16 protein-coding genes are annotated in these 16,224 nt (G+C 60.8%); 4 read left to right on the top strand and 12 right to left on the bottom strand.

What is annotated here, in order from left to right; all coding sequences use genetic code 11:
- Positions 1-19 precede the first annotated feature (19 nt).
- From AC3RLQ_RS23010 to pdxH, 6 genes are read right to left on the bottom strand one after another with little or no spacing between them, the layout of a single operon-like run.
- The gene (locus tag AC3RLQ_RS23010) at positions 20-463 is read right to left on the bottom strand and encodes a thiol-disulfide oxidoreductase DCC family protein (protein ID WP_493031006.1); all 444 of its coding nucleotides are present in this window, start codon (positions 461-463) and stop codon (positions 20-22) included.
- Positions 460-897 carry a hypothetical protein gene (locus AC3RLQ_RS23005; protein ID WP_493031005.1) on the bottom strand — a complete coding sequence of 146 codons (438 nt, stop codon included), beginning with the start codon at positions 895-897 and terminating at the stop codon, positions 460-462. Before AC3RLQ_RS23005 ends, AC3RLQ_RS23010 begins: the two co-directional genes overlap by 4 nt.
- The gene (locus AC3RLQ_RS23000; RefSeq protein WP_487681010.1) at positions 894-1,310 is read right to left on the bottom strand and encodes a hypothetical protein; all 417 of its coding nucleotides are present in this window, start codon (positions 1,308-1,310) and stop codon (positions 894-896) included. Before AC3RLQ_RS23000 ends, AC3RLQ_RS23005 begins: the two co-directional genes overlap by 4 nt.
- A gap of 12 nt (positions 1,311-1,322) precedes the next feature.
- Complete coding sequence (locus AC3RLQ_RS22995) at positions 1,323-2,240, bottom strand: acyl-CoA desaturase (protein ID WP_493031004.1); 918 nt, start codon at positions 2,238-2,240, stop codon at positions 1,323-1,325.
- A gap of 56 nt (positions 2,241-2,296) precedes the next feature.
- A complete protein-coding gene (locus AC3RLQ_RS22990; protein ID WP_482813431.1) occupies positions 2,297-2,818 on the bottom strand; it encodes a GbsR/MarR family transcriptional regulator in 522 nt (173 codons plus the stop codon).
- 59 nt (positions 2,819-2,877) lie between these two features.
- The gene (gene pdxH, locus AC3RLQ_RS22985; RefSeq protein WP_493031003.1) at positions 2,878-3,531 is read right to left on the bottom strand and encodes a pyridoxamine 5'-phosphate oxidase; all 654 of its coding nucleotides are present in this window, start codon (positions 3,529-3,531) and stop codon (positions 2,878-2,880) included.
- A gap of 73 nt (positions 3,532-3,604) precedes the next feature.
- On the opposite strand from pdxH, the gene hpt reads away from it, so the two are divergent.
- The 3 genes from hpt (at position 3,605) to AC3RLQ_RS22970 (ending at position 5,440) form a co-directional block, all read left to right on the top strand.
- On the top strand, positions 3,605-4,162 hold the full coding sequence (gene hpt / locus AC3RLQ_RS22980) for a hypoxanthine phosphoribosyltransferase (RefSeq protein WP_493031002.1): 558 nt from the start codon (positions 3,605-3,607) through the stop codon (positions 4,160-4,162).
- Positions 4,159-4,404 carry a MoaD/ThiS family protein gene (locus AC3RLQ_RS22975; protein WP_493031001.1) on the top strand — a complete coding sequence of 82 codons (246 nt, stop codon included), beginning with the start codon at positions 4,159-4,161 and terminating at the stop codon, positions 4,402-4,404. The genes hpt and AC3RLQ_RS22975 overlap by 4 nt, the downstream gene beginning before the upstream one ends.
- A gap of 85 nt (positions 4,405-4,489) precedes the next feature.
- Entirely contained in the window at positions 4,490-5,440 is a 951-nt protein-coding gene (locus AC3RLQ_RS22970; RefSeq protein WP_493031000.1) for a PEP-CTERM sorting domain-containing protein, read from the top strand.
- Positions 5,441-5,454: 14 nt separating this feature from the next.
- Here AC3RLQ_RS22970 and AC3RLQ_RS22965 read toward each other — a convergent pair whose 3' ends face one another.
- The 6 genes from AC3RLQ_RS22965 to AC3RLQ_RS22940 form a co-directional block, all read right to left on the bottom strand.
- Entirely contained in the window at positions 5,455-6,906 is a 1,452-nt protein-coding gene (locus AC3RLQ_RS22965) for a DUF1501 domain-containing protein (RefSeq protein WP_493030999.1), read from the bottom strand.
- Positions 6,907-6,933: 27 nt separating this feature from the next.
- Complete coding sequence (locus AC3RLQ_RS22960) at positions 6,934-7,224, bottom strand: type II toxin-antitoxin system RelE/ParE family toxin (protein ID WP_493030998.1); 291 nt, start codon at positions 7,222-7,224, stop codon at positions 6,934-6,936.
- 3 nt (positions 7,225-7,227) lie between these two features.
- Entirely contained in the window at positions 7,228-7,446 is a 219-nt protein-coding gene (locus AC3RLQ_RS22955) for an addiction module protein (RefSeq protein WP_493030997.1), read from the bottom strand.
- Positions 7,447-7,524: 78 nt separating this feature from the next.
- Entirely contained in the window at positions 7,525-9,186 is a 1,662-nt protein-coding gene (locus AC3RLQ_RS22950; protein ID WP_493030996.1) for an autotransporter domain-containing protein, read from the bottom strand.
- A 110-nt stretch (positions 9,187-9,296) separates the two neighbouring features.
- On the bottom strand, positions 9,297-12,701 hold the full coding sequence (locus tag AC3RLQ_RS22945; RefSeq protein ID WP_493030995.1) for a DUF1553 domain-containing protein: 3,405 nt from the start codon (positions 12,699-12,701) through the stop codon (positions 9,297-9,299).
- A gap of 105 nt (positions 12,702-12,806) precedes the next feature.
- Positions 12,807-13,220, bottom strand: a complete 414-nt coding sequence (locus AC3RLQ_RS22940; RefSeq protein WP_493030994.1) for a type II secretion system protein — start codon at positions 13,218-13,220, stop codon at positions 12,807-12,809.
- 204 nt (positions 13,221-13,424) lie between these two features.
- Here AC3RLQ_RS22940 and alaS point away from each other — a divergent pair, with 204 nt between their 5' ends.
- Positions 13,425-16,190, top strand: coding sequence for an alanine--tRNA ligase (alaS, locus tag AC3RLQ_RS22935; protein WP_493030993.1), 2,766 nt, complete (start codon positions 13,425-13,427; stop codon positions 16,188-16,190).
- Positions 16,191-16,224: the final 34 nt, after the last annotated feature.

Raw genomic sequence — 16,224 nt, 5'->3', positions numbered from 1 at the left:
CGCAGACCGCAGTCTTCATTCAAGCCGCGTTTCGTGTTTCAATGGAACAGGCCCCATTGTCACAAGTCGTCTCAGTGATCTGAGCCCGCAGCGCGTCATCGCTGCGCAGGCGCAGCAGGTGGGAAAGGCCGATGCGGTTGCTGGAGATCCAGTGCACCACGCGGCGGGCGATCTGCTGCATCGCCGGACTCGCCAGCCGCAGGGACCATTCCCGATACTCCCGCAACGCCCACAGGCATGTCACCCATGCGCCTGCTCCCTGCCAAAGAGAGCCGTCATCTCCCATGACGACGATTTCCTGATCGGCTCGCAGGTTGGGCAGATCCGGGCAGCGCTGGAGTGCCTGCGCCGAATCGTAGGGCAGAAACTCCAGCCTCACATACGCGGCCTGTTCGAGCATCCAGCGCCGGAAGCGCGAGCACAGGCCGCAGCGGGCATCGTAGAAGATGGTGAGGGTGTTCATGAGTTGTCTTTTCCTTTCCTTTTATCCATTCGTGCGCGGACATAGGCCGCCGTGGTCCCGGTCAATCCGGCAAGAAGGACCATCGCCAATAGTGCGCTTGCAGAGTTGAATATTGGAGTAATTGCGCCGCAAACGAACACAAAGACGCAGGCCGAGGCAAAGCCCGCACACGCGGCTGTTTTTGGCTGACGCAGCCATGAGTCATCCCGCACAGCAAGGTCCACCGGCAGAAAAATGACCAGCCAGACACACACGATTTCGATACCCGAAATGGCTCCAATAGCCGGCAACCAATCGTAGAATCGCCCGCGCGATGTCTCTTCTGTGAACCATTCATAGTATCCGGCAACGAGCCACAACGCGATGTTGCAGGCAACCCAGCCGCACAACATCGCGAAGAAAGAGAGCTTCACTTTTCGCAGGAATGTTTTCACAGCGTGTCGAGAATGTCATGGGCTTTGCTGACGCGATGCATGGGAGGCACAGGCGGGGGCAGGTTGGCCAGGGTGGCGCGGCGGCGCATGCGGGTGAAGACGTAGAGATTGAAGAAGTGCATGCCGCCGAGCATGAGGAGCACGACGCCCATCTTGCCGCTGAGCAGTTCGAAGACGCCGCGCGCGCCGCTGATTTCCTCGGTGCTTTTCAGATAGAGCGAGACGAAGCCGATGTTCACGAGGTAGAAGCCGACGACGAGCAGGTGATTGACGCTGTCGGCGAGGTCCGTGTTCCCGTTGAAGCAATCGACGAGGAAGATGCGGCCGTTTTTGTGGAGGGTGCGCGCCACCCAGACCGTCATGCTGACGGCAAGGATGAGGTAGAGGCTGTAGCTGATGACGGTTTCGTTCATAGGGGTGTGTGGTTATTGGTTTGGTTTGAGGGGAATGAGTTCAGGCCGTGTCGGCATGTCGGCGGGCAGCTTCACGTGGGTGATCAGACCGAAAAAAATCAGCACACGCAGCGCCCACCAGCCGGGATCGTGCTGAGCCTTTGTGAGCCCCAGTCGGGCCGACTCCGGAAAAGCGTGATGGTTGTTGTGCCAGCACTCACCCATTGTGAGCAGACCGAGGTGCGGGAGGTTGTAGCCCTGCACTGCATGCCCTTGCAGGTGCCAGTCACGCTGGCCGATGTTGTGCGCGCAGTAGCCAATGAGCCAGTGACCGAGCAACGAAACCACAATGCACACCGAGATGCCCCACACCACCCAGCCGATACCGCCGAGCAGGTAGAACAGCACGGCATATGGAAGCTGCTGCAGCATCCAAGTGCGCTCCAGTATCTGGTAGAAGCGATCCTCGCTTACCTCGCGCTCGATCTCAAATTGCGGCGGATACTTCAAACGCAGCTTGCAGTGGAACTGCCACAGCGCATCCCGCCAGATAGGCCGCTGGTCGATGTAGAATGGGTGGCAGGCGGGATGCCGCTGCGCCCAGTCACGAATGTCATGCAGGTAAAGCATGCTGAAGGGACCACCCATGCCAACCACGGTGCCGAGATGCACCAGCCCATGCTCCAACCAGCGCGGACAGCTGAAGCTGCGATGAATGATGAGGCGATGCAAACCCACCGTGTGGCCGAGGCACAAGGTAAGCACCGTGAACACGCATGAAACCAGCACGCCTCCCGTGCTGATCGTGAGCCAGCCGCCGATCACGGCGATGATGAGATGCGTCGTGAACCACAGCGACTTCACCGGACTCCACACGACCCGGCCCTCGACCGGATTCGTCTCGTCACAAGCCGGGCGCATGCGGCGGACTTCATGTGGAGCGGTGTTCATGGCGACTTTATATTCTGAATTTTCAGTATTTAGTGAAATATATGGGCATGAAAAGATCAGCCGAGGAGGCGCATGGCCCACTGCAGGGCAGAAGCGTGCTTCATGGAAATGACGGTGTCGGCGACTTTGACGCCGAAGCTGAGGAATTCATCGAGGTCCTGCATCTGCTGGTGGAAATCCTTGCCGGGGCCGGCGGCCTCATCCTTCGTGCGGGCGGCGCAGTCCCGCAGCAGGTGGATGGCAGGCTCGATCTCGCGGCGTTTGCGCTCCTTCGAGATGGTGATGAAAATCTTCCAGACGTCCTTCTCCGCCTCGAAGTACTCCTTGCGGTCGCCCTTTTTGGTGATGATGCGCACGAGGTTCCAGCCGACGAGATCCTTCAAATTGGTGTGGGCATTGCCGCGGCTGATCTCCAGCCGCTCCATGACATCGTCCGTGCACATGGGTTCCGGGGCGGTCATGAGCAGGGCGTGAATCTGGGCCATGGTGCGGGGGATGCCCCACTGGGTGCCAAGCGAACCCCACTGCACCACGAATTCCTCGCGGGCTTTTTCCCATTCTGGTAGTTCTTTGCTCACGCTTTCATTAAAAACTGAAAATAATGAAAGGCAAGCGATGTCTGCACTTTTCTTCCGCCTCAAGGGCTCAGCCGCACCTTCACCCACACACCGCCTTCCTTGCGGTAGCGGATGCGGTCGTGCAGACGGCTCACGCGGCCCTGCCAGAATTCGATTTCGTCTGCCTGCAGCGTGTAGCCGCCCCAGTGTGGCGGGCAGGGGACCTGGCCTTCGGGATACTGCGCCTTCAGTTCGACATCGCGCTGCTCCAGCCATTCACGGCCTGAGATCACCACGCTCTGATCGGACACCCAGGCGCCGATTTGATGCCCATAGGGACGGCTGGCAAAGTACTTCTCTGCATCGGCACGGTCGAGCTTGGAGATGGAACCCCGCAGGCACACCTGATGATGACGGTCCGTCCACAGGAAGCAGGCGGCGGCACGGGCATCGACGGCGATTTCGTGGCCCTTTCGGCTTTCGTAGTTGGTGTAAAAATGAAAGCCGCGCTCGTCGATGCCTTTGAGCAGCACCGTGCGCACGGTCGGTGTGCCATCAAGGCCGTTGGTGGCGAGGCTCATCGCATTCGGCTCCGGCAGCTTGTGCGCGAGGGCGTCGTTGATCCAAATCGTGAAGAGCGCCAGAGGGTCGGCAGGGGCGCTGTGTTCGTCGAGTTCGCCCTGGTCGTAACTCACGCGCAGGTCGGGCAGGTTCGGTTTGTCAGTTGGGTTCATTCAGGTTACAAGAAACGCGTGTCGTGCGGCCTGCGCTACGTCAGCTTTGTCCTTTTACACACTCTTTTGCTCCATGCCATCTTCCGTCACCGGCGTCATTCAAGATCTCGAACGCATCCTGCTCACTCCAGCGCAAATCAGCGAGCGGGTGGACGCGATGGCGGCGCGCTTGAATGCGGAACTCGCAGGCAAAGTCGTCACTGTGGTGGCGCTGATGGATGGTGGCCTTTTCTTTGTGGCTGATCTGCTGCGCAAACTCGAGATGCCCGTGCGGCTGTACACCCTGAGCGCCAGCAGTTATCAAGGTGGAACCACCACCACCGGCGAAGTGAAGGTGAACTGGCCCGCGAACTTTGACATGCGTGATCAGGACGTGCTGCTGCTCGATGACATCCTCGACACCGGGCTCACGCTCAGCGCCATCTGCGAGCGCCTCCTGGCCCAGCAGCCCGCCTCTCTGCGCACCTGCGTGCTGCTGAGCAAACGCCGTGAGCGCCTGCGTGAGGTGCCGCTAAATGACGCAGGCTTTGAGATCGACGATGAATTCGTCGTGGGCTACGGCATGGACTACCAGGGGCGTTTCCGAAATCTGCCCTGCATCGGCATCCTGAACCCCAATCCCGCGTCATGAAGCTGCGCGTGCTGTTCTTTTCCGTCCTGCGCGACATCACCGGTACGGACGAAATCACTCTCGAAGTGCCCGCCGGTGCCACGATGGGCGACTTGCTCGCTCAAATTGAATTCCGCTGGCCCAAGCTGAGCGACTGGGAGAACAGCCTGCTCCTGGCTCTGGACCAAACTTATGTGAAGCGCGACGAGCCGCTGCACGACGGCGGCGAAGTGGCGATCATGCCGCCGGTGCAGGGGGGGTAGCAGAGCAGGTCAGGGACGGGGAAAGTCTGCTTTGTTATAAATTTGATAATTTATAACAATTATATATTATGCAGGTGTTCCCCCCATGTTGCGCCTGCGCCAGCTTTTACCGCTCTGCTTGCTCATTGCTTCGCCAGCGAGCGCAGTGATTTTTTACGATCAGGAGAGCACGACCTACAACACAACCGCTCCTTCGGCAGACTCCGGCTGGCAGTATGAGGGCTACTTTGGCAGCTACCTCGGCACGATGATTTCGCCAGATCTGTTCATCACGGCGGCGCACATCGGCGTGGCATCCAGCACCTTTGACTACGATACGAATTTCAGTGGTACGACCTCGGTGTCCTACAATATCGACACCAGTTTCAACGGCGGCGTGGGCTACTACAACATTCCAGGCACGGACCTGAACATCTTTAAAATCAGCGGCGGCATCTTTTCCACGTATGCGCCGCTTTACACCGGCTCCTCCACGACGCTGGCGTTTGAAGACATCGGTCGCGGAACGCAGCAGGGCGCGGCTGTCACCAGCGCCGGCGGAACCATCACGCATGGCTGGCTATGGGGCGCGAGTGATGGTGTTGCACGCTGGGGTAACAACACCTTTACTGGATCGGTCAATGGATCAAGCATCGGGCTCTCCGGAACGCTGCTCTCTGCAAGCTTCAGCAGTTCGAACGACATCACGCTCTCCTCAGGAGACTCTGGCGGAGCGGCATTCGTGAACGTGGGCGGCGTTTGGGAGCTCGCGGGGATCAACTACGCTGTGCAGAGCGGCCCCTACTCCGCCAGCCCGACGGGATCGAACCCGTTTACAGCGGCGCTTTACAACATGACGGGTTATTACGAGCAGAGCGGCGGCGGCGCCTGGGTGCCGGTAACCGGAGCCTCCACGTTTTATCTCTCGGACATCAGCGCCAATGCCTCGGCCATTCAATCCGTGATCACGCTCAACCCGGTGCCGGAACCGGGCAGCGCGCTCCTCGTGGCCGTGACTGCGCTGGCAGCCGCGGTGCGCAGGCGGCGCAGCAATTGATGCGGAGCTGTGTTTCACGCCAGCAGATCCTTCACCACGTGGCCATGGATGTCGGTGAGGCGGTAGTCGCGGCCTTGGAAGCGGTAGGTGAGGCGCTCGTGATCGAAGCCGAGGAGGTGCATCACGGTGGCCTGGAAGTCGTGCACGTGGACTTTGTTTTCGGCGACGCTGAAACCGAGTTCGTCGGTGCTGCCGTACTCGAAGCCGCCCTTCACGCCGCCGCCGGCCATGAAAAGTGAGAAGCAGTCGGGGTAGTGATCGCGACCGAGCACTTTGCTGGCGGCGGTGCGACCTTCGCGGAAAGGGGTGCGGCCGAATTCACCGCCCCAGATGACGAGGGTGTCGTCCAGCAGACCGCGCTGCTTGAGATCTTTGATCAAGGCGGCCACGGGCTTGTCGGTCGCGGCCATTTTGGCAGTGAGACCGGAGGTGATGCCGCTGCCTTCGCTGGTGCCGTGGAAGTCCCAGCCCCAGTCGAAGAGATTCACAAAACGCACGCCCTTTTCAATGAGGCGGCGTGCGAGCAGGCAGTTGTTGGCAAAGCTGGCCTCGCCGGGTTTGGCGCCGTAGGCTTCGATGACGTGCGGCGGCTCCTTCGAGATGTCCATGACCTCGGGCACGCTGGTCTGCATGCGGAAGGCGAGCTCATACTGGGCCATGCGCGTGACGGTCTCGGGATGGCCGAATTCGGCGACCTGCTGCTGATTGAGATCCTGCAGGGCATCAAGCGTCTTGCGGCGCATGGCGCGGTTCATGCCGGCAGGATCGCTGACAAAGAGCACGGGGTCGCCCTTGCTGCGGCACTGCACTCCCTGATACACGCTGGGGATGAAGCCGCTGCCCCAGCAGCCCTGGCCGCCGCTGGGCTGGGTGCCGCTGGAGATGAGGGCGACGAAGCCCGGCAGATCCTGATTCTCCGTGCCGAGGCCATAGGTGGCCCACGAACCCATGGAGGGCCGGCCCTGCCGTGCATGCCCGGTGAAGAGCAGAAGCTCCGCCGGCGCGTGATTGAACTGATCCGTGTTCATGGAGCGGATCATGCACATCTCATCGGCGATGGTGTGGAAGTTCGGACAGGCATCGCTCATCGTGATGCCGCCTTTGCCGTAGCGCGCAAAGGTGCGCGGGGTGCCCATAAGCTTGGGCACGCCGGTGGTGAAGGCGAAGCGCCGGCCTTTGAGGATCGAGTCAGGGCAGTCCTGCCCGCTGCGCTTCACGAGCTCGGGTTTGTAATCAAAGAGGTCGAGGTGCGGCGGCGCACCCGACATGTGCAGGTAGATCACGCGCTTGGCCTTCGGCGCGAACTGCGACTTCTTTGGCGCAAGCGGATTCTCCGAGGCCGTACTGGCGCCCGCCTTCTGCTGCATCGCATGCATGGCGATGGCCCCGAGGCTGAACTGCCCCGCATTGCCGAGGAACTGACGGCGCGTCTTGAGCTGAAGGGTGTCGTGAGTGATGGGGTTCATGCACAGAGAGATACGTTCAAGATCCGGTCATCCTTTTGCGCAACTGCACGGAATCACGTTTGGCGTGGTAAACCGCAAGAATCCAAAGGCAGTCCTCACGAACTTCATAAATGATCTGAAAGGGAATCTGCGCATCAACGCTTTGCGATAGGGGGCCAGCACGATCCGGTACAATTCAGGATCGGCCTCGATGCGCGAGAGACACTCTTCCAAAGCGCGGACAAACTCGGAACCCAGACCCGGCTCACAACTCTCATACCAGCGCCGCGCATCATCTGCGTCAGACAATGCACACGGCGAGAGAACCGACTTCTTCATGGTTCAATTTCCTGCCAGGAGCCGTGCCTTCGCTTCTGCCCATGGGATTCCAATGGACGGATCTGCCAGCATCGCAGCCCGGCGCGAGTCCAGTTCCGTGAGCTGCGCGCTGCTCAGTGGAAAGTCCACATCCTCTTCCACCATGGAGTCCCAGATGTCCTCCACCAATTGAATTCGCTGCACGACTGGCATCTGCCGGATCTGTTCGAGTGCGATGTTCATGATGAAAGATGCTATCTGGCGCATCAAAGAGCAATCAACGATTTTAGCCGGACTGCATGGGCAAAACCCTTCCCATGCCTACCAGCGATAGGAGGCAAATGCCGAGGCATTGTGCAGGTTCGCGGCCCCGTCCAAGACATGCCCCTGGTAGTTCGCGGCGAAGGACCAGTTGCTGTTCAGGTTCACCATCACGCCTGCGCCCACGCCCAGACCGTTCTGGGCCACAGCGCCCGTCCCGGTGCGCGTCACCACTCCCGGCACGCCGGCCAGAGCCACATTGGCGGCGCTGACTTCATTGAGGTACTGCTTGTCCCAGGACAGGCGCAGCTGCGGGATGATGACGCCCCAGTCGCGCCTGAACTGCGCGCTGCCCTGCCAGCCTACGCGGCCCAGCAGGGTGTCCGAGCGCTGGCGGTCCACGCTGACTGCGCCGGGGCCGTTTTCGGTATAAGGATTGGTGGTGGCATGGGCGTAGTTCACTCCCACAAACGGGCCGTGGATGAAGCTGCCTGCGGTGAAGTTGTGACCGGTGTTGAACTGCACGGTGTGCACGGTGCTTTCCGGGCTGGAGAGGGCAGCGCCGCGCATGACTCTGTTTTCCAGCATGGTGGCTGCATAAAGCAGATCCACATAGGAACCGCCCTGCTGATACGTGGCATAACCGGCCAGGGTGAGGCCGTCTGTATCTACGGACGCAAGGCCACCCGCCACGCGGGTCTGCGCGCTGAGGGCACCCAGACCGCCACCGATGGAAAGATGGTCTGTCACGTTCAGCTCCATCCCCAGAGTACCGCCATACGTGTTCGTGCGCTGGGATGCGGCGCGGCCATTCAAGTTCGCATAGCCATAGTCGAACGACGAAAAGATGCGGAGCTGCCCGGCCCGGTTGCTGGTGCGGATGCCCACAAGGCGGGGCGGCGTGCCCGGGCCATCACCTTCGCCCAGCTCCACCAGTTCATCCTCGCCGCCGAGGTTCACCACCACCGAGTTTGGATTTGAACCGCCACCCTGACCCGAGCGTGCACGGAACAAGCGCATGGCGAAGTCCTCCAGCAATGCGCTCGCGCTCTGGAGTGCGAGGCTTTGCAGGCTTTGTGCGGTGATCACGGCATCCGGAGGCACTACCGGCACCACGATGACCAGTTTGGTACCTTCGAGCAGGTATTTCACGGCATCAGAGCCGTTTTCCGCCACCCAGGTGGTGCCATTGTTGGTCGAACTGAGCAACGGCGTGCCACTCACGCTCGAGTAGATGCCGCCAGAGTCGGTGGTAGCGTCCGCAATCCTGCGCAAGAGGATGCCCGGCGACCCCGGGTTGTTCAAGGGGTCAACCAGCGACAAGACCACCCAGTAGGTGGTGTTGGCAGCCAGGCTCAGGGCTGCAGGATCACTGGTTAAGTCCTGAAAGCTGCCTTCCGTGAATCTCACCCGAAGGTCCAGGCTGCCCACCAGGGTGTCCGGGGCGGAGCCGGTGGAGGTGAAAAAGTCTGCCTTCAGATAGTGAGCGCTGCCGTCATTGTTACTTGCCTGCACGGTGAGAAAAAGATCTGCATACGCATCCGAGCCCGTGGTAAAGTCCCATGCCACCCGCTGGGACAGGTCAAAAAAATCGATGTTGGGTGACTGGTTCGGCTGACCGCCATTCGAGATCAGCGTTTCGGTGGGTCCCTGCGCAAGAGCGGCAGTGGTGAAGATGAAAAAACCGGCGGCAACGAGGGTGGAGAGACGATCCAGCAGCATGAAAGATGGGATGAGGATAAAAAGTGGGCGGGTATTTTGGCCACCTTCCTCCGGTCGTCCACCCACTTTTGAATCCAAGTTGTGCGAGCCCGGCTCCAGGGATCATTCCATCAGCGCCGCATCAAAAACTCATCCAAGTTCATCACCACGTTGGCGATGGTCGTCCATGCGGCGAGTTCGGCGAGTTCGGCGATGTCGGCGTCTTTGGGCGCGGGGCCGAGGGGATCGGTGGCCATCTTGGTGGCGTCGGCTGAGTCGGCGCGGTAGGTGGTGAGCGTTTCGGTGTAGAGCTGCGTCAAAGACGAGGTTTCATGCGCATTCGGGGCGCGTGAGAGGCAGAGTTTGAAGAGGAGGGCGAGACGCTCGGGTGTTGCCTTGGCTTCGGCGACGAGGCGGCGGGCCATGGCTTGATTCGTCTCGATGAAAACGGGGTCATTCAAAGTCACGAAGGCCTGCAGGGGTGTGTTGGTGCGGCTGCGGCGGATCATGCAGACTTCGCGGTTGCCGGCGTCAAAGGTGGTGAAGCTGGCGTAGGGGCTGTTGCGGCGGACTTCGGTGTAGAGGCTGCGGCGGTGCTTGTCCTCGCCGGGGCTGATCGTCCAGTCGTTGCTGCGGCCAAAGGCGGTGGTAAGGCCGAGATTGGGAGTCAGCGGACGCACGGGAGGGCCGTACATTTTGGCGCTGAGGAGGCCGCTGACGGCAAGGGCTTGGTCCCGGAGAAGTTCGCCGGTGGGGCGGAAGCGTGGACCGCGGGCGAGGAGGCGGTTGTCGGGATCGCGCTCGTTGAGTTCCGGCGTGGTCTTGGTGCTTTGCTGATAGGCCTGGCTGGTGAGCAGCAGCTTGAGCATGTACTTGATGTCCCAGCCACTGTCCATGAGCTCGGCGGCGAGCCAGTCGAGCAGTTCTGGATGCACCGGCAGATCTCCCTGGCTGCCGAACTCCTCGCTGCTGCGCACGATGCCGGTACCAAAGATGCTTTCCCACAGGCGGTTCACTGTCACGCGTGCGGTGAGAGGGTTGTCGCGGCTGACGAGCCATTTGGCCATGGTGAGTCGGTTGCGCGGGGCATTGGCGGGCAGGGGATTGAAGGTGGCTGGAGTGCCTTCGCTGACTTCATCTCCCAGCGCCTGCCAGTTGCCACGCAGCTGAATCTTCGTCACGCGGCGCTGCTTGGGATCGAGGTCACGCATGATGGGCACGGTGACGGGCTTGAGGGCGGCGAGCTCTTTGTTCGCGGCGGCGAGGCGGGTGCGCTCCGCGGCGGATGCTTTGGACACATTGCGCACGAAGTACTCCACCACGGTCTGCTGCTGCGCGGGTGTGCGTTTGTCTTTGGCCTGAGCGAGTGCGGCGACGACATTTTGCGGAACTTTGGTGACCTGCTGCACACGGGCATCTCCGGTGTAGCTGAGGCGGAAGCTGCCGAGGGTGTGCTGCTTGAACTCGCTGTTTTGTGCGAGCGTGATGCGGAGCTTGGAGCCGGAGGGAACGACCACCGGAGATGCTGCCAGCAGGGTGAGTGTATGCGGCTTGTCGGCGGCACCTGAGACGGCCCAGCCCTGCTGCTTTTTATCTTTGGGTTTCAGCACGGAGGCAGCGGTGAAGCCGGTCTGCTCATAATCTGCCAGCGCGGTGGTGAAGCTCACGGCGACCGGGCCGCTGATGGCGAAGGCTTTGTCTTTCGCAGGTGCGGGAGTGTTTTCGCTCTTCCACACGGTCTGGCGTTTGTCATCGAGCAACACGACGCGGAAGCCATCGAGACGGCTGCCGACGTTGCCATCGGTGCGGTTCCACACGACGACGCGATCCACGGGCTTGGCTGCTTTCAGATCGACTTCCCACCAGGGATCGTTGTCGGTGCCGGCGGTGTGCGCGACGCTGCTTTTCGCGTAATCGCCCTCGGTGTTGCCATCGATGGCGCGCTTGGCGGCGGCATCGGTGTACATGCTGCTTTGTGTGGCGACACCGGCTGGCCCGATGTTTTCACTGCCGCTGAACACCTGGACTTCGGCCAGTTGGAGCATCTTTTTCTCACCGGGCAGTTCGATGCGTACGTAGCGCGCTTGCGGAGCTTGTTTGGAGTCTGGCGGCACGACTTCCGCTTTCACGTCGGTGATGACGAAATTGCTGAAACCGGCGGCTGGCATCGTTTCGATGCGCAGGGCACTGAGCTTGTCGCCGGTGGCAGGGAGTTCGATTGTGTAGGTGTCTTTGTCGCTGTTTTTGGGAATCGAAACGGCACCGCCTGCGGCGATGGCGGCGGTTTGTTTGGATTGCGTGGTCACCTTGGCCGGCTGCGGTGTCTGCCAGCCGAGATCGCGGGCAAAGCCCTGGTCCCAAGCATCGAGTCCGGCGAGCCATGCGGGGGCAGGAGAGGTGAACTTCTGCTCCAGAGTTTCGATCTCCTTTTTCAGATTCGCGCGCTGCTCAATCAACTCGCGGGTGTCGAAGCTGTGGAGCGGAACTTCGTCCTTCTTGTCGCTGTCGGCGCTTTGATTGAGGAAGGCGTAGAACTGGAAGTACTCGTTGATCGTGATGGGATCAAACTTGTGCGTGTGGCACTGGGCGCAGGCCATGGTGGTGCCCATCCAAACGGCGAAGGTGGTGTTTACGCGGTCGATGATGGCGGCATTGCGGAATTCCTCGTCGTCGGTGCCGCCTTCATTCTGCGTCATCGTGTTGCGATGGAATGCGGTGGCGATGAGCTGGTCGTCGGTGGGATTGGGCAGCAGATCGCCGGCGTTTTGCTCGATGGTGAACTGATCAAACGGCATGTTCGAATTCAGCGCGCGCACAACCCAGTCGCGGTAGGCCCAGATTTCGCGCGGCTGGTCGCTGGGGTAGCCGGAGCTGTCCGCATAGCGTGCGAGATCGAGCCACTGGCGTGCCCAGTGCTCGCCGTAAGCGGGAAGGGAGAGGTAATGATCGACGATCTTGTCGTAGGGCTGCTTGGACAAAGAATCGAGCTCTGCGAGCGTGGGGGGCAGGCCAGTCAGATCGAGCGCGACGCGGCGGATCAGCGTGGCGGTGTCGGCCTGGGGCGAATACTTGAGGCCTTCCTGAGCAAGGCGCTGCAGGAGGAAAGCATCCACCGGCTGTTTGGAGCCTGCGGGGACGGCTGGTTTCACCACCTTCTCATAGCTCCAGTGCTTCCCCCAAGGCGCGCCCTGTTTGATCCATTCGGTCAAAAGAGCGATCTGCGCGGGCGAGATGGTCTTGTGCTGCTTGGGTGGCGGCATGACCTCGTCGGCGTCCTTGCTGAGGATGCGCTCCAAAAGAGCGCTTTTTTCAGGATGCCCCGGTACTACCGCTGTGGTGCCGTCGTTGTTCTTTTTGGCGCTGGTTTCGTCGTCGAGGCGCAGGCCCGCCTCACGCTTCTTTTCGTCAGGGCCGTGGCAGAAAAAGCAGTTCTCACTCAGGATAGGCCGGATCTCCTTGGAGAACTGGATGGGGCGCGGGGCCGGCTCCGCGACGGCGGAAGCAATGAGAGGAAGAGTGATGAAGAGGCGGATCACCTCTGAGATACGCTGGAGAAAGGCGGATCTTGAATTTGAGCGGCATTCTCCATGCAGGGAGTGGAGCTCAGAGACTGGCTTTGGATTCTCGCCAGCCGTTTCAGCTTACGGACTGCTGCTGCCGTCCTGGCGGTATTGCAGGTCCGAATCGTTGAGCGCCAGAAATCGCATCGCCCCCACGATCTCGGAGTCGTGCATGTCTGGAATTCTGAAAATGCGTCCACGAAAGGCCCCGGTCTCCGGTGCCGTGCCGTCACGCAGGTTGGCGATGGTGGCCTGCTCGTCGTCCGGCACGATGAAGCTGGCCCCGGCGGCGTTGGCCATGGCCGCGACACTGGCGATTTCCTGGGCATTGCGCTTGTCCTTCTGATCCTCCGCCGCCTGACGTGAACCACCCATGGACATGACCATGATGCTCATGATGATGCCTAAGATCACGATGGTGACCAACAATTCCATCAGGCTCATTCCGGGGGCGGAAGGGCATGATTTTTTGAAATTGGGGGCGGTGGTGGTCATTTCTGGGCCTAAATCTTTCTAAATTTTACTTTATTTATGGTGATTTTACAAACATTTTTCTTGCCATGCAGCCGGGCCTCTGGCCGTCGCCCCTTGTAGAGGGCTGATTCCCAGTCCAATGGCCGCTTTCGCTGTCATGCAGCAGCAAACCCCGCCTTTACCTTCGGCTTCATCCCGCTACCATCCGCGCTCCCTTTTCCAGCCATGTCCGCCGTCCCCACCGCCGCCCAGATCCGCCAGAGCTTCCTCGACTTCTTCAAGGAGAAGCAGCACACCATCGTCCCCAGTGACAACGTGGGCTACACCAGCCGCGACGGCGCACGCATTTTCACCAACGCCGGCATGAACCAGTTTGTGCCCATTTTCCTCGGCGAGCGCAGCGCGGACGTGGACACCTGGCCGGGCGTCCTGCACAAAGGCCTGCCCACCCGTGCCGCAGACACGCAGAAGTGCATCCGCGCCGGCGGCAAGCATAACGACCTGGAAGACGTGGGTCTGGACACCTACCACCACACGCTTTTCGAAATGCTGGGCAACTGGAGCTTCGGCGACTACTTCAAGAAGGAAGCCATTTCCTGGGCCTGGGAGCTTGTCATCGAGCGCTGGAAGTTCCCGCCGACCCGCGTGTTTGCCACCATTTATCAGCCCGGCAAGGGCGACCCCGCTGAGCGCGACCAGGAAGCCTGGGACATCTGGGCGGAGAAGTTCCGCAGCATCGGCCTCGATCCCGACATCCACATCGTCAACGGCAACAAGAAGGACAACTTCTGGATGATGGGCGACACCGGCCCCTGCGGCCCCTGCACCGAGATCCACATCGACCTCACCCCCGGCGCACCGAACCTGGACGAAGACCGCCAGCGCGCCGGTGCCAAGCTCGTGAACGGCAGCGATGCGAGCTGCATCGAGATCTGGAACAACGTCTTCATTCAGTACAACGCCAACCCCGACGGCTCCTTCGTCCCGCTCCCAGCGCAGCACGTGGACACCGGCATGGGCTTCGAGCGCGTCTGCTCCATCATTCAGGGCACCAAGAACTTCACCGACTTCGAGACCGCCAAGATCAGCAACTACGACACCGACGTCTTCAAGCCCATCTTCGACGAGCTCACCAAGCTCTCCGGCAAGACCTACGTCAGCACGCTGCCGAAGGCCAATGAGCAGGGCCATGTGGTCCCGGTGACCGAGCAGGAGAAGATCGACGTCGCATTCCGTGTCATCGCCGATCATCTGCGTACGCTGTCGTTCGCGATTGCGGATGGAATTCAGCCTGGCAACAGCGACCGCAACTACACGCTCCGCCGCATCCTGCGCCGCGCCGTGAAGTATGGCCGCACACTGGAGTTTAAGGAGCCGTTCTTCTTCAAGCTCGTCGATGTCCTCGCGGCGCAGATGGGCGATGTGTTCCCGGAACTGCGCACTAAGAAGGAGCAGATCAAGAGCGTGCTGAAGCTGGAGGAAGAGAGCTTCAACCGGACGTTGGACAAGGGCATCGCGTTGTTTGAGGAAACCGCCAGTGCAGGCAAAAACATCGACGGAGCTTTTGCTTTCAAACTCTATGATGAGCAGGGCTTCCCTCTCGACCTCACCGAGCTTCTCGCCCGTGAGCGTGGCTTGACCGTGGACACCGCAGGCTTCAACAAGCTCATGGAAGAGCAGAAGGAGCGCGCCCGCGAAGCCGGCAAGAAGAACAAACAAGTCGTCTCCGTCTCAGAAATCGAAACCAAGGCGCCGACCAAGTTCATTGGTTACGATATGCTCGAAGCCGACGTGCGTGTGCTCGAAGTCGTTGAGATGAAGGACAAGACGGCCGTTGTGCTCGATGTCTCCACCTGCTACGCGGAGATGGGCGGCCAGATTGGCGACGCGGGTCAGTTGATTCTCGGTGCGAACACTTATCCGATCAGCGCCACGAGCAAGGTCGGCAACACCTGGCTGCACTTCCTCGAAGGCGACGAAGCGCCTGCCGTCGATGCCACCGTGAAGCTCATTGTCGATGCGCCGCGTCGTCACGCCATCGAGCGGCACCACACCGTCACGCACATCCTGCATTGGGCGCTGCATGAAGTGGTGAACAAGGACGCCACGCAGAAGGGCTCCTCTGTCACGCCGGACAAGCTCACCTTCGACTTCAACAGCGCCGCGCTCACCGCGCAGCAGATCAGCGACATCGAGCGTCTCGTGAACGAGCGCATCGTGGCCAACGATCCCGTTTCCTGGACTGAAGTTCCCTACGTCGAAGCCAAGGCCAACAACGGCATCATGGCTCTCTTCGGCGAGAAGTACGGCGACCTCGTCCGCGTGGTGCAAATCGGCGGCCAGCGCAACAAGCTCGACGGCTGGAGCATGGAACTCTGCGGCGGCACCCACACCCGCAGCACCGGCGAGATCGGCCTCTTCCGCCTCGTCAGCGAAAGCGCCGTCGCCTCCGGCGTTCGTCGTATCGAAGCTATTGCCGGCCTCGAAGCTTATAACGCCGCTCGCGCCGATGCCGAACTCCTCAAGCTCCTCGCCGGCAAAGTCAGCGCCCAAGGCGCCGCCGATCTGGAGAAGAAGCTTGATCAGATTCTCACGCAGCAGAAGGAGCTCGAAAAAGCCCTCAAAGCTGCGCAGCAGCGCGAGGCTTCTGTGAAGGCCAAAGACCTCATCGCCACCGCATCCAACAATACCATCATCACCAACCTCGGTGATGTGGATGCGGACTACGCTGTGGGCGTGGCTGAAGCCTTGAAGGGCACCTTCAACGGCATCGTCGTTCTCGCCGCAACGGGCGGTGGCAGCGTGGCGTTGATTGCCAGCGTGGCCAAAGAGCATCAGGGCAAAGTCCAGGCCGGCAAGATCATCCAGAGCATCGCGCCGATCGTCGGTGGCAAAGGCGGCGGGAAGCCGGACTTTGCACGCGGCGGCGGCAAGGACGTGGCCAAGGTGGATGCGGCGCTCGCGGAAGCGCGGAAGCTGGTGGGAGCGTAGGGGGCCATTCGCCTCGTGGCATCGCATGCCCGGT

Source organism: Prosthecobacter sp. GW821-HT29F12, assembly GCF_058803405.1.
Note: the sequence above shows the minus strand (reverse complement) of the source record. Positions and strands in the feature narration are given on the sequence as shown.